A 19,745-nucleotide genomic window follows, 5' to 3' on the forward strand; every position below is an offset into this window, starting at 1 on the left:
CGGCTGCGGCGTCATCATGCTGGCGGCCCGATCCTCACCCGCCTGCCCATGATCCTCGACGCCGGTTCCCGCTTTCTCGTTGCCCGCCACGACCTGCGCAGCGTGCGCATCGCGCCCGACAGCGACGCGCCCGCGGCGCGCCCGCTGGCCGAGGGCGAGGCGCGGCTGGCGGTGGCGCACTTCGCGCTCACTGCCAACAACATCACCTACGCCGCCTTCGGCGAGGCGATGAAGTACTGGCAGTTCTTCCCCTGCGGCGACGCGGCCTGGGGCTGCATCCCCGTGTGGGGCTTCGCCACCGTGGTCGAGAGCCGCGCCGACGGCGTGGCCGTGGGCCGGCGTGTCTACGGCTACCTGCCGATGGGCACGCACCTGGTGGTGCAGCCCGCGCGCGTGGGCGCCGGCGGCTTCGTCGATGCAGCACCGCACCGCGCGGAGCTGGCCGCGGTCTACAACCAGCTCCATTTCTGCGACGCCGATCCCGGCTACGACGCCGCGCAGGAAGGCCAGCAGGCCGTGCTGCGCCCGCTGTTCGCCACCGCGTTCCTGATCGACGACTTCCTCGCCGACAACGCCTTCTTCGGTGCGCGCCAGGTGCTGCTGAGCAGCGCCTCCAGCAAGACCGCGTACGGCACCGCGTTCTGCCTGGCACGGCGCCAGGGCGGTGCCACGGTGCTGGGCCTGACCTCGCCCGGCAACCTCGATTTCACGGCGTCGCTGGGCTGCTACGGCCGCGTGCTGCGCTACGACGCGCTGGCGACGCTGGACCCGGCCGTGCCCACGGTGTTCGTCGACTTCGCGGGCGACGCCGCGCTGCGCCGCCGCATCCACACGCACTTCGACGGCACGCTGGCCTACAGCTGCTCGGTCGGCGGCACGCACTGGGACGGCCTGGGCGGTGCCGGCGGCCTGCCGGGCCCGCGCCCGACGCTGTTCTTCGCGCCGGCACAGATCAAGAAGCGCAGCGGCCCGCCGCCCGACGGCTGGGGCCCGGGCGAGCTGCAGCGGCGCCTGGCCGACGCGTGGACTGCCTTCATGCAGCCGGTCAACGATCCCGAGCACCCCTGGCTGCGCATCCGCGCGGCCCAGGGCGCGACGGCGGTCGAGGCCGCCTACCGCGCGCTGCTCGACGGCCCCACCGATGCACGCGACGGCCTGATGCTGCGGCTGTAGACGCGCCGGCCGAGCAGACTCAAGTCCGGATCGGGGACGCCGAAAACCCGTTCACGAGGACACCTCGCCATGCCCGCCACCGACCCGTCAGGATTCATCACCACCGCCCCGCCCGACGTTCCGGGCTGGGTGCGCTGCTTCGACATCGACGCGCTGCCGGTGCTGGCCGAGACGGCCGAGTCGCTGGAGATGCTGCGTGGCATCGAGGACCGGGTCGACGCCCACATGCTGGCCGAGGCGGTGTCGGCCGACCCGCTGATGACGCTGAAGCTGCTGTCCCACGTGGCGCGGCACCGGCGCAGCCGCGACCCCGACAGCCGCAGCGAGACCGAGACCGTCACCGCGTCGCTGGTGATGCTCGGCATCGGCCCGTTCTTCCGCGCCTTCGGGCCGCAGTCCACGGTGGAAGCCGCGCTGGCCGACCACCCCGAGGCGCTGGCCGGCTTCCGGGCCGTGCTCAAGCGCTCGCACCGCGCCGCCAACTTCGCGATGTCGTTCGCCGTGCACCGCATGGACCACGACGTCGCCGTGATCCACGAAGCCGCGCTGCTGCACGACTTCGCCGAACTGCTGCTGTGGCTGCGGGCACCGGCACTGGCCGGCGAGATCGCGCGCCTGCAGCAGGACGACCCCACGCTGCGCTCGGCGGCGCTGCAGCGCAGCCTGCTGCACGTGGAGCTGGCCGACCTGCAGCATGCGCTGATGCTGGCGTGGAAGCTGCCGTCGCTGCTGGTCCACATCAGCGACGACCGCCACGCCGAGCAGGCGCAGGTGCGCAACGTGCTGCTGGCCATCCGCGTCGCGCGCCACAGCGCCGCGGGCTGGGACAACCCGGCGCTGCCCGACGACGTGGCCGACATCGCCGACCTGCTGCGCCTGGGCCTGGACCCGGTGTGGACGCTGCTGCGCGACATCGACGCCTGACTTCCCGCGGCCATGCGGCCCGTCTACGATGCGGCGGCCAACAACCCGCAGCGGGAGGACCCCATGGACATGCAGGCGATCCAGACATTCCTCAGCACCACGGCCGGCGAGCTGGCCATCAAGGTCGCCGCGGCAATCGCGTTCTGGATCGTCGGCCGCTGGCTGATCGGCCGCGTCATCGCCGTGATGCAGGCGGCGATGAACCGCAACAACGTCGACCCGACGCTCACCAAGTACCTGGGCAGCATCGTCGCGGTGATGCTGAACATCGCGCTGGTGCTGGGCATCCTGGGCTATTTCGGCATCCAGACCACCAGCTTCGCGGCCATGCTGGCCGGCGCGGGCGTGGCGATCGGCGCGGCCTGGAGCGGCATGCTCGGCAACTTCGCCGCCGGCGCCTTCATGCTGGTGCTGCGGCCGTTCAAGGTGGGCGACTTCGTCAGCATCGGCGGCATCACCGGCACCGTGCACGAGCTCGGCCTGTTCGGCACCACCATCGTCACGCCCGACAACGTGATGACGCTGGTGGGCAACGGCAAGGTCTTCGGCGACACGGTGCAGAACTTCAGCGCGCTGCCGGTGCGCCGCGTCGAGCGCACCGCGCAGCTGGCCGGCAGCGTGGACGCGCTGGACGCGATCGCCAGGTTCAAGACTGCGGTGGCCGCCATCCCGAACGTGGCCTCGAGCCCGGCACCCGAGGTCCACCTGCTCGACATGAACCTGAACGGCCCCGTGATCAGCGTGCGCCCGTACACGCACAACGACCACTACTGGCAGGTCTACTTCGACACCAACGAGGCCATCTTGCGCGTGTGCAAGGAAGCCGGCTGGCCGGCGCCGACGCCGACGCAGATCACGCGGATCGTGCAGGGCTGACTAGAACTGCGCGTACGGCTGCACCGGCCGCGGCAGTGCCACCGGTGCGGTCTGCGCCTTGTGGTGGCGGCGCAGGTAGAACTGCAGCTGCGTCGGCGTGTAGTAGGCCGCGCGGTCGGCCACCAGCGCGGCGCCGGCGCTCCACTGCGGGGCGAGCCGCCGTTCCAGCTCGGCGCGCAGGCCGAGCGACCAGCCCCCGCCGCTGCCGCCGGCGTGCACCGGGTTGCCGGCGGACGCCTGCAGCGCGGGGTCGTCGGGGTAGTACGGCGCGTCCTGCTCGTGCGTCCACGACCGCGATACCGACGCGCGCACACGCCACGACCACGCACTCCACGCGCCGCCGGGCAGGCCTTGCAGATCCAGCGGCAGGCCCAGGCTGGCATAGCGCTGCGGGCTGTAGTAGCCGCCGTGGCCGAAGGTGTGGAAGCCCAGGTTGCGCCGGTAGTGCCACAGCGACAGCGTGAGGCCGGCATTGGCCCGCAGATGGGACGTCTGCAGCCAGTCGCGGTCGGTGGCCAGGCGCAGCTGCAGCGTGTGGTTGTCGGCCACGTTGCGGCCGCGCAGCAGGCCGGCGCGCAGGCTGGCCGAGCTGCTCCAGCCGGCGACATCGCGGCCCAGGCGCAGCGCCAGCGCGTTCAGCGTCACGCCGCCCCAGTGCCGGCCGCTCACCGGGTCCTGCGTGCCGGCATACGACAGCAGCCCGCCGCCGAGCACGCGCCGCGAGAGTTCGACGCTGGCGTCGCTGCCCCCGAGGGCGAAGGCCTCGCGCCAGCCACCCACCAGGTTGGGCACCGCGAAGCCGGCGCCGATGACGCCGATGTCCCAGCGCCGGTTCTCGCCCGTGTGCCCGAAGCCTGCCGACAGCCCGCGGGCGCGCTGCGGCAGGTCGGAAGCCAGCGGCGCGCCGGTGGTCTGCACCTGGCCGAACTGCGATGCCTCGGCGAAGGCCGCCGGCAGCGCGCCGGCGTCCAGCAGCACCGCGTCGACGTGCAGCCAGCGTTCGCCGGCCGGGCGGTCGTCGCTGCCACCGCTGTCGGGCCGCGTCAGCACCAGCGGCAGCTCGAGTCCGCGCAGGCTGCTGCGGCCGGCCGCGGCGCTGCGCGCCACCGGCACGAGGGCGATTTCTTCGCGCGGCTGGCGACGGGCTTCGGCTGCGTCGGCGCGGCGCTGCGCCTCGGCCAGCACCCGCGCCGCATCGGCCGCGGCGTCGGCTTCGCGCCGGGCCTGCGCCTGGCGCAGCCGCTCGGCCAAGGCCTGCAGCGGTGCGCTGCGGGCCGCGGCGGGCGCGGTGTCGATCAAGGCCAGCGCCTCGGCGTCGCGGTCGACCGCGGCATAGAACAGAGCGCCGGCCTGGCGCATCTCGGCGTCGGCCGGCGCCAGCGCGATGCCTTCGTCGACCACGGCCTGCCCCAGCGCCGGCTGGCCCAGCCGGGCATACAGCCGCGCCAGGTCGTGGCGCAGCCATGGCGATGCCGGCAGCAGCGCCACGCCGGCCTCCAGCCAGCGCAGCGCGACACCGGGCTCGCCCTGCGCCACGCGGGCGTCGGCGGCGTCGCGCAGCGCGCCGGTGTCGACGGCATCCGCCGCGCCCAGCCGCTGCGCGTCGGCCAGCAGCGCGTCGATGCGCCCGGCCTGCTGCAGCAGCGCCAGCAGCCGCGGCACGGCGCGCCCGCGCGCGGCCGGGTCGTCCAGCAACTGCCGGTAGGCGGCTTCGGCCTCGGCGGGCCGGCCCTGGCGCGCCAGCAGCTCGGCCCACAGCAGCGTGCCTTCGCGCTCGGCCACCGGCAGGCCGCGGGCCTGCTGCACCCGCGCGGTGGCCTCGGGCAGGCGGCCGGCGTCGCGCAGCGCCTCGGCGTCGCGCAGCAGGGCCCAGTAGCGGACGTCGACATCGTCAGCGGCAGTGCCGCTGCCGTCTGCCGGCGCGGCACCCGGCGTCGCCGTGGCCTGTGGCGTGGCGGCCGCCCGCGCCGCCAGCACGGTGCGCCGCACGGCCTCGATGCGTGCGGCAGGCAGTTCGGCCTGCGCCGCCAGCGTGTCCAGCCCGCGCAGCGCCTGCGCCCGCGTGGCTGGCCGCTCGCCCAGCAGCTCGTACAGCGCCAGCCGCTCGCGCGGGCTGCCTCCACGCGCGATGCGCTGCTCCAGGTGCGCACGCACACGCTCCCAGCCGCCCGGCGCCTGCGCCAGCAGCGGCGCGAACTCGGCCGCGAGTTCGCCCGGCGGGCGGCCGTCGGGGAAGAGCTGGCGGGCCAGCGCCAAGGCGGCGGCCGTGTTGCCGCCACGGCGCAGCAGCCGCAGCTGGTTCAGGCGGGCGACGTCGCGGGTGTACAGGCGCTGCAGCTGTTCGAGCTCGCCGGCCTCGGCGGCACGGCGCTGCTGCAGGCGCGCCAGCAGGCGCTGCGACGCGCCGGGCTGGCCGGCGCGCAGCTCCAGTTCGCCCAGCAGCAGCAGCGCCTGCGGCTCGCTGGCGTCCATGGCCAGGATCTTGGTCAGCACCAGCCGCACGTTGTCGGGCCGGTCGAGCGACTGCCACAGCCGCGCGTTGCGCAGCAGTTCATCGATGGCCACGCGGTCGGCGGCAACGGCGGTGCCGGCCAGCAGCGCGGCGGCCAGCACGGCCTGCACGGTGGCAAGCGCCCTCAGGCCGCGGGTGCGGAGCATGCCAGCCAGGCCGGCAGCAGGCTGCCGTCGGCATCGAAGCGGTAGCGGCCCTGGTGCGCGCCCTGGCCGAAGAGCGCCAGCGACTGCCCGTAGTAGGCGTCGGGCGCCGGCGGCTCGGCCCGCAGCCGCTGCAGCTGGCGGTCCAGCGCCGCCGGCCGGCCCAGCGCCTGCAGGAAGGGGAGCAGCGCGGCCGAGAAGCCCGCGGGCCCGTCGCCCTCGACCTGGCCGCTGCGCACGTCGACGTGCTCGGGCGGCGCGCCCGTGCGCTCGACCAGGCCCGCCATCGGCGCGTAGTGCGCGAGCAGCGCCGCGCGTGCCGGGTCCTGCGGCGCCGTCAGCCCCAGCCACAGGTAGACGCGGATGGCGTCGTAGCTGCCCTGGGGCGCGTCGATGCGGAAGCTGCGGCTGCCGCCGTCGTAGCCGACCCAGTCGGGCGCCAGGCCGGCCGGCGCGCTCTCGCGCAGCACGCGCAGCGACGACTGCAGCACCTGGCCCCAGGCCCCGCCGTGGCGCTGCGCCATCCAGCGCATCTGCAGCGGCGGCAGGTAGCTCGGATTCAGCTTCCAGCGCCCTGCGCCGTCGTCGAAGCCCTGCGGCCCCGGCAGCAGCGTCGGGCCCAGGCCGGGGAGGTCGGCCACTTCCTCGCGCAGCACGCGCGCGGCCAGCAGCGCCGACAGCGCGGTGTAGCGGCGTTCGCGCCAGAGCCGTCCGGCTTCGCCGAGCGCATAGCAGATCCACAGGTCGGCGTCCGAGGCCGCGTTGGCGTCGATCACGCCCCAGCGGCCGTCGTCGCGCCGGCCCCAGTGCCAGGCGGGCAGGCGCTGCGTGAGGTCGCCGCCGCACAGGTTGTCCTCGGTCCAGCGCAGCAGGCGCTCGAACACGGGGCGGTCGTTCGCCACGAGCGCGAAGAACATCGCGTAGCCCTGCGCCTCCGACACCGTGCGGCCGTCGCGCGCACGTTCCTCGACGCGGCCGCCGTCGCCGATGAACTGGCGCCGGAACGCTTCCCAGGCCGGCCACGCGGCACAGGCGGCGGGGCTGGTCGCGGCCGCACCCGACAAGGCCGGCAGCAGCGCCAGCGCGCCCAGGCGCCGCGCCAGTTGCCGCCGTGCAGGCCTCATCCGCGTGCGGCCAGGCGCCGCGCCGCCATGCCGCGCAGCACGCGGAAGGCGATCAGCGACAGCCCCAGCCCGACCAGCAGCCCCAGCGCCGCCAGCAGGAACGGGTGCGTGTGCAGCTGGAACCAGAGCCAGCGCCACCAGCGCAGTTCGCCGACGTGGTAGATCTCGCCGACGCGGAAGGCGTCGACCGACTCGCCGCGCACCAGCACCAGGTCCCCGCGCACGAGGCGCAGCTTGCCGGGGTCCAGCAGCACCTCGGCCGCGGCCGGCAGCGCGGCGGCGTCGGTGGCGTTCAGCAGCACCACCGAGCGGCCCGCGGCCAGCGGCGATTCGAAGCCCGAGATCGCCGCCAGCGGCCCGCGCGCCTGCAGCTCGGTCCAGCCTTCGCGCGGCACCACGTGCGGTTGCGCGCCGCTGAACCACTCGGCGCCGGCATCGGCCAGCCGCCCCAGCGTCGACGCCGCGCGCTGTCCGGCTTCCAGCCGCGCCGGCAGCGTCTGGCCCCAGGCTTCCAGCAGCGGCGCGTAGGCGCCCGCGGCCACCACGAGCAGGTCGCGGTCGCCGGCCTGCTTCACCTGGCTCGCCGGCAGCACCGTCAGCCGCGTGGCGGCGGCGCCGGTGACGGCACCGAACTGGCCCAGCGCCACCAGCGCCGTCTGCAGCTCGGTGCGCTGCGGCGCGTCGGGCAGCACCAGCGCGGTCTGCGCCAGGTCGGCGAACTTCGTGAACGGGAAGCCGCCGTTGGCGAAGAACGCCAGGTTGGGCAGCGCGGCGTAGTGTTCGATGCCCGAGAGGTCGAGCGTGGAGTCGGGGTCGATCGCCGCCTGCGCGCCGCCCGTGGTGGCGCGGCACTTGCCGTCGTCGCCGGGCGGCAGCTCGAAGGCGAACTGCAGCTGGTTGTTGCTGCCGAGCTGGAAGGCCGGCACCGTGAGGCTGCGCGTGACCTGCGCGCCGCCCGGCGCGGCGAACGGCAGCGTCAGGCGCTCTCCTGTGCCGCCGGCGCCCGCCGACGCGAGCCGGAACGACTGCACGTAGCGGTCGTTGATCGACACGCCCAGCACGCCCTGGCCGGCTTCGCGCGGCGGCGTGTAGCGGAAGCGCAGGTCGATCGGCATGCCCGGCGCTTCCCAGGTGAAGATGTCGGCCGGCAGCCGCAGGTTGATGCGGATGGGCTGCAGCTGCTGGCCCCGCACCTGCAGCGCCGACGGGTCGGCCACGAGATCGCCCAGGCGCACCTTGCCGCCCGTCTTCACGAAGTTCGGCGCGTCGTAGGCGGCACGCGGCGGCGGCAGCTGCACCGAGCGCACGCCGGCACGTTCGCCGCTCAGCGCGGCCTGGCCCAGCACCAGCGCCTGCGCCGCCTGCTCCAGCTGCGCCGCGTCGCGCCCCAGCACCAGCAGCAGCTTGGTGGCCGGGTCGTCGGGCAGGCTGGCGACCATCAGCGTGGGCACCTCCACGCGCGGCAGCTGCACGCCGGCCAGCGCCGCCGGGCGCTCGTCGTTGGTGGCCAGCACCACCGCGTGGCGCTGCGGGGCGGTGTCGTACAGCACCGGGAATGTCGCGCCCCGGTAGGCCGCGAGCGCGCCGAACCACGAGGCGAGCAGGCCCGCCGACTTCACGGTGGCCAGGCTGGGCTGCCGCGCGAAGACGAAGGGCAGCTCGAGCCGGCGGCCGTCGCGCGGGTCGAAGAACGGCGCGGGCAGCAGCGCGAGGTCGTTGCGCAGCACGAGCCGGCGCGTCACCAGCTCGAGCGTGCTGTCGTTGCCGACGCTGGCCCACAGGCTGGTGTGCTGCGGAAATTCGCAGTCCATCGTGTAGTGGCCGATGAACTGCAGGTGCAGCTTGGCGAAATCGACGAAGTAGCGCGGGTCGAGCTCGACCTCGACGCGCTGCGGCGCGCCCAGTGCGTTCTTCTGCGCCACCACGGTGGCCAGCGGCTGGCTGTCGATCAGCACGCGCAGCTGCGACAGCTCGGGCAGCAGCGATGGCGAGAAGGTGTGGTTGAGCTTCAGCCGCGCGCTGACCACCGACTCGTCCAGGCGCAGCGACAGTGGCAGGTAGACACTGTGCTCCACGCCGCGCAGCTCGATCGGGCCGTAGGCGCCGATGTCGCGCAGGCGCACGGTCTGCGTGACGAGGCCGGGAGCGGAGGCCGCGGGCGCGGCGGCGGGTGCACGCGCGGCGGGCGCTGCCGACGCCACGCCGGCGACGAGACCCAGCAGCAGGCCAGCGGCTGCCAGCGGACGGGACGGACAGGACGCGCGGAACGGAAAGGGCAGGCGGAACGACAACAGGGAGCTCGGCAGGACGGCTGGACGTGTGGCGCAGTCTCCGGCAATCGGCACGGGCCGGCAAGCGCGCTGCGGCGCAGATCCAACGCCCGCGCCGTCCGGGCGCAACAGCCTTGCAACGGCGTGTGCAACGGCGTGTGCGCCGGTGCCATCGCGGCGGCCCGCTTTGCTACAGTGCCCGGCAGTGTCCAGCCGCCCGCCCTCCACCGTCTCGTTGCCCGCCGACGTTCCCGGCGCAGCCGGGCTGGCCGGCGCCACCGAGGTGCCGACGCCGCTGCCGGCCGACGTCGCGCTGCTGCTGGCCCGCCACGGCGCGGCGCTGCCGCACTACTTCGACGCCCAGCAGGCCGCCGCGGCGCAGCGCTCGCGCACCGACTGGCCGCGCATCTGGCGCATGGCGCCGCCGCTGCCGTGAGCACGTCGTCCCCCTGGCGCCTGGCCCGGCGCACGCTCGCGCCGCTGTGGCAGGTGCTGCTGGGCCGGGCGCCGCGCCGCGTGCAGCTGCCCATCGCCTTCCTGCCCGGACAGGTGGGCGTGCTGCGGCGCGGCCAGCCGGCGTTGCTGCTGCTGGGCGACAACGGCACGCGGCAGCGCCTGCTGCGCAGGCTGCTCGAGACCGAACTGGCCGATGGACAGGTGACCTGGCTCGGCGCCGACGCCGACGCGCTGCGCGCGCTGGGGCCGCTGGTGGTGGACGCCGCGCGCAGCGGCCGCCTGCGCGCGCTGGCCTGGACGCCAGGCGCCGCGGCCACGCTGCGCGAGCGCGGCGATGCCTTCCTGCTGCAGGAGCTGGCGGCCTGCGGGTTGCGCCGCGGCGAACTGCTGCTGGTGGACCTGCTGCCGCCGTGGCTGGGCGGCCCGGCGGCGCCCGGAGGAACCGAAGCGGCGCCGGACGCGGTGCCGGAGGCGGCGCCCGAGGTCTCCGCCGCCGTGCAGCAGGCGGTGGCGGCGCTGCAGCGCTGGGCCGCCGAACGCGACGCCGCGCCGCTGCTGGCGCTGGCGCCGCTGCGCCACCGCGGGCAGGCGCTGCTGCCGCTGTTCGAACGCAGCCCGCTGCCCTGCATGGCGCAGTTGCAGCGCCACGGCGAGCAGGTGCACTTCGAGGTCGTGCGCTGGTCCGGGGGCCGTGCCGGCACGGTGCAGGACCTGGGCTTCGGCCTCGTCGAGAGCGCCGACGGCGGCTGGCAGGCCGACGGCAGCGGGCTGGCGCTGGACACGCACGCCCTGGTCACCGCCAGCGACGCCGAGCGCGTGATCACGCTGCCCGACACGCTGGCCGGCGCCCCCGACGGCGCGCCCGCGCACTGGCAGGTCTGCGACTCGCTGGACGCCGTGGTGGCGGCCTGCCGCTACGCGGTGGCGGCCACCGTGCTGCTGCCGCACCGCAGCGCCGACGAGCTGCCGGCGCTGCTGGACACCGTGCGCCGGCTGCGCGCCGCGCACCCGCACGCGCTGAAGATCGTGGTGCGTGAGGTCGGCGGGCAGCTGCGCTACAACCAGGAACTGGCCCTGGTGCGCCTGGGCGCCAACACCGTGGTCTACCGCAACATCGGCTTCTCGCGCCTGCTGCAGACGCTGGTGGAGCTGCGCAACCAGACCTACGCGCGCCGTGTCGCCGACGAGGCCGCGCCCGACCTGCTGGCGCAGATGAAGCCCGACCCGGTGCGCGGCTACCTGCCGCTGCAGGCCTTCTGCGACGCTGCCGACCGCATGCTGCAGCGCACCGAACCGCTGGGCCTGGCGCACTGCATGGTGCAGCTGCCGCTGCTGCCGCAGGTCGCGCACCTGGACGCGCTGGCGGCCTGCCGCATCGGCCGCGACGGCGACATCGTCAGCGCCGACGCGCAGTCGGTCTGGGTGTTCCTGTTCGCCTGCCGCGCGCCCGACGTCGAACCCACGCTCAAGCGCCTGTTCGCGGTGCCGCTGGCCGAGCTGTTCCACCAGCTGCGCATGCGGCCCGAGCCCGACGCGATGCGGCGCGCGCTGGAGCGGCTGCGCCGCAACGCGGTCGACGCCGTCACCGACTACAGCGACGTGCTGCAGGCGCTGCAACCGCAGCGGCTGGAGGTCAGCGAGAGCGGTTTCGTCGCGCTGCAGCCCGCGGGCGAAGACACGCTGCCGGCGCCGCTGGACGAGCCGCCCGCGCCGCCGGCGCCGCGCACGCCGGAACGCGTGGTGCTGAGGCTGCGCGAATGAGCGTGTTCATCAACGCGCTGCTGGGCGGCGTGCTGCTGGCCGTGGGGCTGCTGCTGCTGTGGCGGCTGGCGCAGCGCATCGGGCTGGCCCTGCCGCGCGCACGGCCGGCGCGGCGGCTGCTGTGCGTGCAGCCGGTCGAGCTGCCTGCGGCGGACACCGATGCCTAGCCTGGCCGTCATCTCCCTGGCCGGCGGCGTCGGCCGCACCACGCTGACGGCGGCGCTGGCGACGCTGGCCGCGCGCCAGGGGCAGTCCAGCCTGGCCGTCGACTGGGACCCGCAGAACCTGCTGGCGCTGCACTTCGGGCTGGAACAGCCGCCCGCGCAGGGCCTGGCCGCGAACGACGCCAACGGCCGCCCCTGGCAGGACAGCGCCCTGCGCAGCGCCGAGGGCGCGCTGGTGCTGCCCTTCGGCCGGCTCGACGTGGAGCAGCTGCGCGACTGGTACCCGCAGATGGCGCGCCAGCGCGGCTGGCTGGCCGAGCGGCTGGCGCAGATCGACCGCCCCGACCCCGCGTCGGTGGCGGTGTGGACCTTCATCGACACGCCACGCTCGCCGTCGCTGCTGACCGAGCAGGCGATGCTGGCGGCCGACGCGGTGCTGCTGGTGCTGCGCGCCGACCCGGGCGCCGTGGCGCTGCTGCCCGAAGCGCTGGCGATGGCGGCGGCCAAGCCGCTGGTGGCGCTGCTGAACGGCTTCGACGCCTCGCGGCCGCTGCAGCAGGGTGTGCGCGCGGCGCTGCAGGCGCGGCTGGGCGCGCGGCTGGCGCCGCACGTGGTGCACCGCGACGAAGCCGTGCCCGAGGCCTTCGCGCGGCAGGTGGCGCTGTCCGACGCGGCGCCGCACGCGCAGGCCACGCACGACCTGCACGGCCTGCTGCGCTGGCTGGGGGGACGCTTCGACTCGCCGCTGCAGCTGCAGCTGGGTGCGGACGATGTGGGCTGAGGCGCTGCGGCAGTGGCTGGGCGTGGCGCCCGGCGCCACCTGGCGCGGCTGGTTGTGGCGGCTGTTCGTGGCGCCGCGGCAGCCCGGCGGCACCGCGCTCGAACGCGCGGCCGAGGCGCTGCTCGACGGCATCGGCCACGGCCTGCGCCGCGGCCTGGGCGTGCCGCCGCAGGCGACGGCGCGCACCTGGCTGCTGCGCCTGCTGGTGCCGCCGCCGGCGCCGCCGCGGCGCTGGGGGGCGCGCACGGCAGGGCTGCGCCGGCTGCTGGGCGCCTGGCAGGCGCGCCTGCCGGCGCTGGACCGTGCGCACTGGGGCGCGCGCCTGGAGGCGCTGGCCGACGCGCGCTGGCTGCAGTCGCGCCCGGCGGTGGCGCTGGTGCTGGCGGTCAGCGGCTTTGCGTTCTGGCTGGCGGTGACCACGCCGCTGGCCTGGAGCGGCCAGCTCTTCCTGGCGCTGGCGATGTGGGGCCTGGCGCTGCTGGTGCGCAAGCTGCCGGGCGTGGTGCCCGGGTTGGTGCTGGTGATGCTGTCGCTGATCGCGACCTGCCGCTACGGCTGGTGGCGCATCACGCAGTCGATGGACCTGCAGCCCGGCTGGGAGACGGTGCTGGGCTGGGGCCTGCTGGCGGCCGAGGTCTACGCCTGGATCATCATGCTGCTGGGTTTCGTGCAGACCGCGTGGCCGCTGCAACGCAAGCCGGCGGTGCTGCCGCCCGATGCCGCCAGCTGGCCGACGGTGGACGTGTTCATCCCGACCTACAACGAGCCGCTGGGTGTGCTCACGCCCACCGTGCTGGCGGCCAAGGGGCTGGACTGGCCGGCCGACAAGCTGCGCATCACGATCCTCGACGACGGCCGACGCGACGCGGTGCGGGCCTTCGCGGCCGAGGTCGGCGTGGGCTACGCCGTGCGCCCGGACAACAAGCATGCCAAGGCCGGCAACCTGAACCACGCGCTGGCACGGACCGACGGCGCCTTCATCGCCATCTTCGACTGCGACCACCTGCCCGTGCGCAGCTTCCTGCAGACGACGATGGGCGAACTGCTGCGCGACCCGAAGTGCGCGATGGTGCAGACGCCGCACCACTTCTTCAGTCCCGACCCGTTCGAGCGCAACCTCGAGACCTTCGGCCGCGTGCCCAACGAGGGCGCGCTGTTCTACGGCCTGGTGCAGGACGGCAACGACTTCTGGAACGCCACGTTCTTCTGCGGCTCGTGCGCGGTGCTGCGGCGCGAGGCGCTGGAGGAAGTGGGCGGCATCGCGGTCGAGACCGTCACCGAAGACGCGCACACCGCGCTGAAGATGCACCGCCGCGGCTGGCGCACCGCCTACCTGAACATCACGCAGGCCGCCGGGCTGGCCACCGAGAGCCTGTCGGGCCACGTCGGCCAGCGCATCCGCTGGGCGCGCGGCATGGCGCAGATCTTCCGCACCGACAACCCGCTGTTCGGCAAGGGCCTGAGCTTCATGCAGCGCATCTGCTACAGCAACGCGATGCTGCACTTCTTCTACGGCATCCCGCGGCTGGTCTTCCTGACCGCGCCGCTGGCCTACCTGTACGGCGAGCTGCACATCATCAATGCCTCGGCGCCGCTGATCGCGCTGTACGTGCTGCCGCACGTGGTGCTGCCCAACATCGCCAACGCGCACGTGCAGGGCCCGCACCGCCACACGTTCTGGGCCGAGGTCTACGAGGCCGTGCTGGCCTGGTACATCACGCTGCCCACGACGCTGGCCTTCATCAACCCGAACGCGGGCAAGTTCAACGTCACGGCCAAGGGCGGGCAGGTGGAGCAGACGCACTTCGACTGGAGCATCTCGCGGCCGTACCTGGCGCTGGTGCTGCTGAACGCCATCGGCCTGGGGGTGGGCGTGGCGCGGCTGTTCTGGTGGAACACGCACGAACCGGCCACCGTGCTGCTGAACCTGCTGTGGACGGTGTTCAACCTGCTGATCCTGGGCGCGGCCATCGGCGTGGCGCGCGAGCGCCGCCAGGTGCGGCTGGCCCACCGCGTGCCGGCGCAGCTGCCGGTGTGCCTGCTGCTGGCCGGCGGCCACACGCACCGCTGCGAGACCGAGGACTACTCGCTCAGCGGCCTGGGGCTGCGCCTGGCCGGGCCGCTGGACCTGCCGGTGGACACCTCGCTGAACGTGCTGATGTTCAGCGGCAGCGGCGAACACGTGTTCCCGGCCCGCGTGAGCGCGCGGCGCGGCGAGCGCGCAGGCCTGCGCTTCGGCCCGCTCACGCTGGCGCAGCAGCAGGCGCTGATCCAGTGCACCTTCTCGCGCGCCGACGCCTGGGCCCGCTGGAACGATCAGTACGTGAGCGACCACCCGCTGCAGGGCCTGACCGAGATCGTCACGCTCGGCGCGCAGGGCTACCGCAGCCTGGGCCGGTCCTACGCGCTGCTCGTGGCGCAGCGCTGGGCGCGCTGGCGTGCCCGCTTCGACACCGCGCTGGCCGCGGCGCGGGGCTGACGCGATGGGTGCCTGGAGCCTGTACTTCCTGGCCAAGATCGGCCTGTACTGGGGGCAGCTCATCGGCCTGCACTGGGGCCTGAACCTGCTGTTCGCCGCCGCGCTGGCCTGGCCGTTGCAGCAGCCGCGGCTGCGGCTGGCGCGCCACGTGCTGGCGGTGCCGGTGGCGCTGGCGCTGCTCTACCACGACAGCTTCCTGCCGCCGCTGGCGCGGCTGTGGAGCCAGCTCGGCGCGCTGGCGAGCTTCAGCGCCGCCTACTGGCTGGAGCTGGCCGGCCGCCTCGTGGCGTGGCCGGTGCTGGCGGCACTGGCGCTGCTGGTGCTGCTGTACCTGGCGCTGCGGCGCCGGCTGCGGTTCGCGACGCTGGCCTTCGCCGGCCTGCTGTCGGCGGCGCTGCTGCCGGCGCCGGGCTTCTGGGCCCGCGGGGCCGACCCGGCGCCGACTCTGAACCCCCGCGCCGACGCCGGCGCGCCGCTCGAGCCCGGCCAGCTGGGCGCACGGCTGGCCGGCTTCTACGCCACCGAGGCCGACAAGCTCGCGCCGCTGCCGCCGGGCGTGACGCCGGCCTTCGACGTGATCGTGCTGAGCATCTGCTCGCTGTCGTGGGAGGACCTCGACGAAGTGCGCATGCGCGACGCGCCGCTGCTGTCGCGCTTCGACCTGGTGTTCCGCCAGTTCAACAGCGCCGCCAGCTACAGCGGCCCGGCGCTGCTGCGGCTGCTGCGCGCAAGCTGCGGGCAGACGCCGCAGAGCACGCTGTACGAGGCCGCGCCGGCGCAGTGCCACCTGTTCGGCAACCTTGCACAGGCGGGCTACGAGAGCGCGCTGCTGATGAACCACGACGGCCACTTCGACAACTTCGCCGAGCAGCTGCGCAACCTGGGCGGCCTGGGTGTCGCGCCCACCACCGACAGCGGCGCGCCGGTGGCGATGCAGGCCTTCGACGGCACGCCGATCCAGGCCGACTTCGACGTGCTCGCACGCTGGTGGCAGCCGCGCAGCAGCAGCGCGGCGCCGCTGGCGCTGCTCTACAACAGCGTCACGCTGCACGACGGCAACCGCGTGCCGGGGCTGCAGTCGCTGCGCAGCCGCGACACGTTCAAGCCGCGGCTGACGACCCTGCTGGCCGACCTGGAACGCTTCATCACGCTGATCGAGACCAGCAAGCGGCCGACGCTGCTGCTGCTGGTGCCCGAGCATGGCGGCGCGATCCGCGGCGACGCGGTGCAGATCTCGGGGCTGCGCGAGCTGCCCACGGTGGGCATCACCAGCGTGCCGGCGGCCGCGAAGCTGATCGGCTTCGAGGGCTTCAGCTCGGGCGGCGGCCCCGTGGTGGTGGACAAGCCGAGCAGCTACTTCGCGCTGGCCTCGCTGGTCGCGACGCTGATGCCGCTGGGACGCACGCTGGACGGCCGCGCACAGCTGGAAGCCATCGCCCGCGAACTGCCGGGCACCGACTGGGTGGCCGAGAACGACGGCACGGTGCTGATGCGCCAGGGCGAACGCAGCTACCTGCGGTCGCCCGACGGCAGCTGGACGGCGTACTGAGGCGACTTGCCGCGGCGGCAACGCGCCGGCTACACCGGCACGGCCGTCGTGCCCTTCAGGCGCTGCAGCACGAAGCTGGTCTTGCAGTCCTGCACGCTGGGGTGCTTGAGCAGGTGGTCCATGATGAATCGGCTGTAGTGCGCCATGTCGCGCACCAGCACGCGCAGCAGGTAGTCCATCTCGCCGGTGAGCGCAGCGCATTCCACCACCTCGGGCCAGGTCTGCGCGGCCGCGGCGAACTGGTCCATCGGGCTGCGCTTGTGGCTGTCGGTGTGCTTTTCCAGCCGCACGTTGATGTAGGCCGTGAGCCCCAGCCCCACGCGCTCGGGGGCCACCAGCGCCACGTAGCCGGCGATCACGCCCGCTTCCTCCAGCCGCTTCACGCGGCGCAGCGTGGCGCTCGACGACAGGCCGACCTGCGCCGCGAGTTCGTCGTAGGTGCTGCGCCCCTGGGCTTGCAGCGCCGCAAGGATGCGCCGATCAATTGCATCAAGCTCGGTTTCCATCTCCATGCGCCGGAGTTTTGCACTTTTCATGCGTCTTGACCACGATCAACGCGCAGTCTTGCAGACAAACTGCGCGTCGGCGACCCTACAGTCCGGACACTTTCCCTGTGTCTGGAGCGGCAGCATGCAATTCACCCCCTGGGACAATCCGATGGGCACCGACGGCTTCGAGTTCATCGAGTACGCCGCGCCGGACCCCGTGGCCATGGGCCAGCTGTTCGAGCGCATGGGCTTTCGCGCCATCGCCCGGCACCGCCACAAGAACGTGCTGCTGTACCGCCAGGGCGAGATCAACTTCATCGTCAACGCCGAGCCCGACAGCTTCGCGCAGCGCTTCGCGCGGTTGCACGGCCCGAGCATCTGCGCCATCGCCTTCCGCGTGCAGGACGCGCGCCAGGCCTACGCCCGCGCGCAGTCGCTCGGCGCCTGGGGGTACGCCGGCACGGCGGGCCCGGGCGAGCTGAACATCCCGGCCATCAAGGGCATCGGCGACAGCCTGATCTACCTCGTCGACAAGTGGCGCGGCAAAGGCGGCGCGAAGGACGGCGACATCGGCAACATCGGCTTCTTCGACGTCGACTTCGAACCGCTGGGCGCCGATTCGGGGGCCAGCCTGAACCCGCCCGGCCACGGCCTGACCTACATCGACCACCTCACGCACAACGTGCACCGCGGCCGCATGGGCGAATGGGCCGACTTCTACGAGCGCCTGTTCAACTTCCGCGAGGTGCGCTACTTCGACATCGAGGGCCAGGTCACCGGCGTGAAGAGCAAGGCCATGACCAGCCCCTGCGGCAAGATCCGCATCCCCATCAACGAAGAGGGCAACGACAAGGCCGGGCAGATCCAGGAGTACCTGGACAAGTACCACGGCGAAGGCATCCAGCACATCGCGCTGGGCTCCACCGACCTGCACCGGACGGTCGACGCGCTGCGTGCCGGCGGCATCAAGCTGCTCGACACCATCGACACCTACTACGAGCTGGTGGACAAGCGCATCCCGGGGCACGGCGAGGACGTGGCCGCACTGCGGCAGCGCAAGATCCTCGTCGACGGCAAGGCGGGCGAGCTGCTGCTGCAGATCTTCAGCGAGAACCAGCTGGGGCCGATCTTCTTCGAGTTCATCCAGCGCAAGGGCGACCAGGGCTTCGGCGAGGGCAACTTCAAGGCCCTGTTCGAGAGCATCGAGCTCGACCAGATGCGCCGTGGGGTCCTGGAAGCCAAATGAAGCGCGTGAATGCCGGCGTCGCGCCGGTGACCTACGGGCAGGGCGACCGCCCGCCGCGCGGCGACTACGGGCGCGCGCGCAGCGACTACACCTGCGCGCAGGACTGGTCGCAGTACACGGCCGCCGACCACGACACCTACCGCCGCCTGTACACGCGGCAGCTGCAGCAGCTGCCGGGTCTGGCCTGCGACGAGTTCATCGCCGCGGTGCAGCAGCTGGGGGCGCCCGAGCAGATCCCGCGCTTCGACGCCATCTCCGAGCGGCTGCTGAAGGCCACCGGCTGGCAGATCGTCGGCGTGCCGGGCCTGATCCCGGAAGAAGCCTTCTTCGCGCTGCTGGCCGAGCGCCGCTTCCCGGTGACCGACTGGATCCGCCGGCCCGAGGAGTTCGACTACGTCGTCGAGCCCGACATCTTCCACGACCTGTTCGGCCATGTGCCGCTGCTGTTCGACCCGACGTTCGCCGACTACATGCAGGCCTACGGCGCCGGCGGCCTGAAGGCCAGCCGGCTCGACGCCTGCGAGCTGCTGGCGCGGCTGTACTGGTACACGGTGGAGTTCGGCCTGATCGCCACGCCGCGCGGCCTGCGGGCCTACGGCGCGGGCATCCTGAGCTCGGCCGGCGAACTGCGCCACAGCGTCACGAGCCCCGCCGCCGAGCGCGTGGGCTTCGAACTGCAGCGGCTGATGCGCAGCCGCTACAAGATCGACACCTACCAGGCCACGTACTTCGTGATCGACAGCTTCCAGCAGCTCTTCGACGCCACCGCGCCCGACTTCACGCCGGTGTATGCCGCGGTGCGCGCGCGCATCGCGCAGGACGGCGAGATCGACGCCGGCACGGTGCTGCCCGGCGAACGCCGCTACGCCGTGCCTTCAGCGGCCTGATGCCGATTGCAGCGGCAGGCCGAGCAGCCGCTGCAGCGCGGCCCAGGGCGCGGGGTGATCGGCCATGTGCACGTGCGCCACGGCCGGCAGGTGGTGGTTGTCGGCGCCCTCCAGTGTGGCGGTCGACGGCGGGAACACGATGTTGTCGCAGTGGCTGTAGAAGCACGTGAAGCGCGCGGCCCGGCCGGCAGGCTCGCGCTGCGCCAGCGCCTGCAGCCAGGGTGCATGCCGCTGCATCTGGCGCGCATTGCGGCTCATCGCGAAGCGGGCCAGCCAGGTGCCGTGGTGCGGCGTGCCGATCGTCAGCGCGTGGTGCACGCGGCTGTCGCCGCCGTGCTCCGCCCACCAGCGCCGCAGCACCAGGCCGCCCATGCTGTGCGCCACCACCACGGGCGCGAGGCCGGTGCTGCGCTCGAGACGCTGCACGGCCTGCTCCAGGATGCCGACGGTGTCGTCGATGGCACCGAAGACCGGCTCCAGGTTCACGGCGACGAAGGGCACGCCCGCGGCCTTCAGGCGCTGCATCCACGGGTTCCACAGGCCGCGGTTGCAGACAAAGCCGTGCACCAGCAGCACGCCGCGGCGGCCCTGCGCCGCAGCCGGCAGGTGGTCGGGGAAACGGTGGCTGCGGAAGGGCTGGCGCCAGCAGAAGACCAGCGGCGCCGACAGCACTTCGCCAGCCCAGGCGCGCAGCAGCTGCGCCGGCGTGGCGCGCGGCGCCGGGTCGTCGCCGTGCACGCGGTGCAGCAGCGCGAATTCCAGCGCCAGCACCAGCGCGTAGCCGAAGACGATGAGGAATCCGCCGCCCAGCGCCCAGCCGGGATGGCCGGCGCGCCAGGCCAGCACGCCCCAGGCCAGCGCCAGTAGCAGCGCGCCGAGCGTCAGGGCCTGCTGCAGCCGTGCCAGCATCGG

The 19,745-nt window shown here is 73.8% G+C and carries 16 protein-coding genes; 11 read left to right on the forward strand and 5 right to left on the reverse strand.

Annotated elements, in window-relative coordinates; all coding sequences use genetic code 11:
• The first annotated feature begins 48 nt into the window (after window positions 1-48).
• The 3 genes from ACPOLB_RS13235 (at window position 49) to ACPOLB_RS13245 (ending at window position 2,973) form a co-directional block, all read left to right on the forward strand.
• Window positions 49-1,173, forward strand: coding sequence for a DUF2855 family protein (locus ACPOLB_RS13235; protein ID WP_425261835.1), 1,125 nt, complete (start codon window positions 49-51; stop codon window positions 1,171-1,173).
• A gap of 69 nt (window positions 1,174-1,242) precedes the next feature.
• On the forward strand, window positions 1,243-2,097 hold the full coding sequence (locus tag ACPOLB_RS13240; RefSeq protein ID WP_425261836.1) for an HDOD domain-containing protein: 855 nt from the start codon (window positions 1,243-1,245) through the stop codon (window positions 2,095-2,097).
• A 63-nt stretch (window positions 2,098-2,160) separates the two neighbouring features.
• On the forward strand, window positions 2,161-2,973 hold the full coding sequence (locus ACPOLB_RS13245) for a mechanosensitive ion channel family protein (RefSeq protein ID WP_425261918.1): 813 nt from the start codon (window positions 2,161-2,163) through the stop codon (window positions 2,971-2,973).
• On the opposite strand, the gene ACPOLB_RS13250 is transcribed toward ACPOLB_RS13245, so the two are convergent.
• Genes ACPOLB_RS13250 through bcsB form a run of 3 tightly spaced genes read right to left on the reverse strand, consistent with a single transcriptional unit; the run spans window position 2,974 to window position 9,043 of the window.
• Window positions 2,974-5,631 (reverse strand): cellulose synthase subunit BcsC-related outer membrane protein, encoded by a 2,658-nt coding sequence (locus tag ACPOLB_RS13250; RefSeq protein WP_425261837.1) that lies wholly within the window; start codon window positions 5,629-5,631, stop codon window positions 2,974-2,976.
• Entirely contained in the window at window positions 5,610-6,752 is a 1,143-nt protein-coding gene (gene bcsZ, locus ACPOLB_RS13255) for a cellulose synthase complex periplasmic endoglucanase BcsZ (protein ID WP_425261838.1), read from the reverse strand. The genes ACPOLB_RS13250 and bcsZ overlap by 22 nt, the downstream gene beginning before the upstream one ends.
• Window positions 6,749-9,043 (reverse strand): cellulose biosynthesis cyclic di-GMP-binding regulatory protein BcsB, encoded by a 2,295-nt coding sequence (gene bcsB / locus ACPOLB_RS13260; protein ID WP_425261839.1) that lies wholly within the window; start codon window positions 9,041-9,043, stop codon window positions 6,749-6,751. The genes bcsZ and bcsB overlap by 4 nt, the downstream gene beginning before the upstream one ends.
• A 214-nt stretch (window positions 9,044-9,257) precedes the next feature.
• On the opposite strand from bcsB, the gene ACPOLB_RS13265 reads away from it, so the two are divergent.
• Genes ACPOLB_RS13265 through bcsG form a run of 6 tightly spaced genes read left to right on the forward strand, consistent with a single transcriptional unit; the run spans window position 9,258 to window position 16,212 of the window.
• Window positions 9,258-9,458 (forward strand): hypothetical protein, encoded by a 201-nt coding sequence (locus tag ACPOLB_RS13265; protein ID WP_425261840.1) that lies wholly within the window; start codon window positions 9,258-9,260, stop codon window positions 9,456-9,458.
• Window positions 9,455-11,239 (forward strand): BcsE family c-di-GMP-binding protein, encoded by a 1,785-nt coding sequence (locus tag ACPOLB_RS13270; RefSeq protein WP_425261841.1) that lies wholly within the window; start codon window positions 9,455-9,457, stop codon window positions 11,237-11,239. Before ACPOLB_RS13265 ends, ACPOLB_RS13270 begins: the two co-directional genes overlap by 4 nt.
• Window positions 11,236-11,406, forward strand: coding sequence for a hypothetical protein (locus tag ACPOLB_RS13275; protein WP_425261842.1), 171 nt, complete (start codon window positions 11,236-11,238; stop codon window positions 11,404-11,406). The genes ACPOLB_RS13270 and ACPOLB_RS13275 overlap by 4 nt, the downstream gene beginning before the upstream one ends.
• Window positions 11,399-12,184: a cellulose biosynthesis protein BcsQ gene (gene bcsQ / locus ACPOLB_RS13280; RefSeq protein ID WP_425261843.1), complete on the forward strand. Its 786-nt coding sequence runs from the start codon at window positions 11,399-11,401 to the stop codon at window positions 12,182-12,184. The genes ACPOLB_RS13275 and bcsQ overlap by 8 nt, the downstream gene beginning before the upstream one ends.
• Complete coding sequence (bcsA, locus tag ACPOLB_RS13285) at window positions 12,174-14,663, forward strand: UDP-forming cellulose synthase catalytic subunit (RefSeq protein ID WP_425261844.1); 2,490 nt, start codon at window positions 12,174-12,176, stop codon at window positions 14,661-14,663. The genes bcsQ and bcsA overlap by 11 nt, the downstream gene beginning before the upstream one ends.
• Window positions 14,664-14,667: 4 nt before the next feature.
• Entirely contained in the window at window positions 14,668-16,212 is a 1,545-nt protein-coding gene (bcsG, locus tag ACPOLB_RS13290) for a cellulose biosynthesis protein BcsG (protein WP_425261845.1), read from the forward strand.
• A 29-nt stretch (window positions 16,213-16,241) separates the two neighbouring features.
• On the opposite strand, the gene ACPOLB_RS13295 is transcribed toward bcsG, so the two are convergent.
• On the reverse strand, window positions 16,242-16,718 hold the full coding sequence (locus tag ACPOLB_RS13295) for an Lrp/AsnC family transcriptional regulator (RefSeq protein ID WP_425261846.1): 477 nt from the start codon (window positions 16,716-16,718) through the stop codon (window positions 16,242-16,244).
• A gap of 124 nt (window positions 16,719-16,842) precedes the next feature.
• Here ACPOLB_RS13295 and hppD point away from each other — a divergent pair, with 124 nt between their 5' ends.
• Window positions 16,843-17,946 (forward strand): 4-hydroxyphenylpyruvate dioxygenase, encoded by a 1,104-nt coding sequence (gene hppD, locus ACPOLB_RS13300; RefSeq protein WP_425261847.1) that lies wholly within the window; start codon window positions 16,843-16,845, stop codon window positions 17,944-17,946.
• A complete protein-coding gene (gene phhA / locus ACPOLB_RS13305; protein WP_425261848.1) occupies window positions 17,943-18,833 on the forward strand; it encodes a phenylalanine 4-monooxygenase in 891 nt (296 codons plus the stop codon). The genes hppD and phhA overlap by 4 nt, the downstream gene beginning before the upstream one ends.
• Here the strand turns inward: phhA and ACPOLB_RS13310 are convergent.
• On the reverse strand, window positions 18,822-19,742 hold the full coding sequence (locus tag ACPOLB_RS13310; protein WP_425261850.1) for an esterase/lipase family protein: 921 nt from the start codon (window positions 19,740-19,742) through the stop codon (window positions 18,822-18,824). The two genes, phhA and ACPOLB_RS13310, sit on opposite strands and share 12 nt — an antisense overlap.
• Window positions 19,743-19,745 lie beyond the last annotated feature (3 nt).

Source organism: Rubrivivax soli (assembly GCF_049810355.1).
In the GTDB taxonomy this organism is placed as follows: Bacteria; Pseudomonadota; Gammaproteobacteria; order Burkholderiales; family Burkholderiaceae_C; genus Rubrivivax.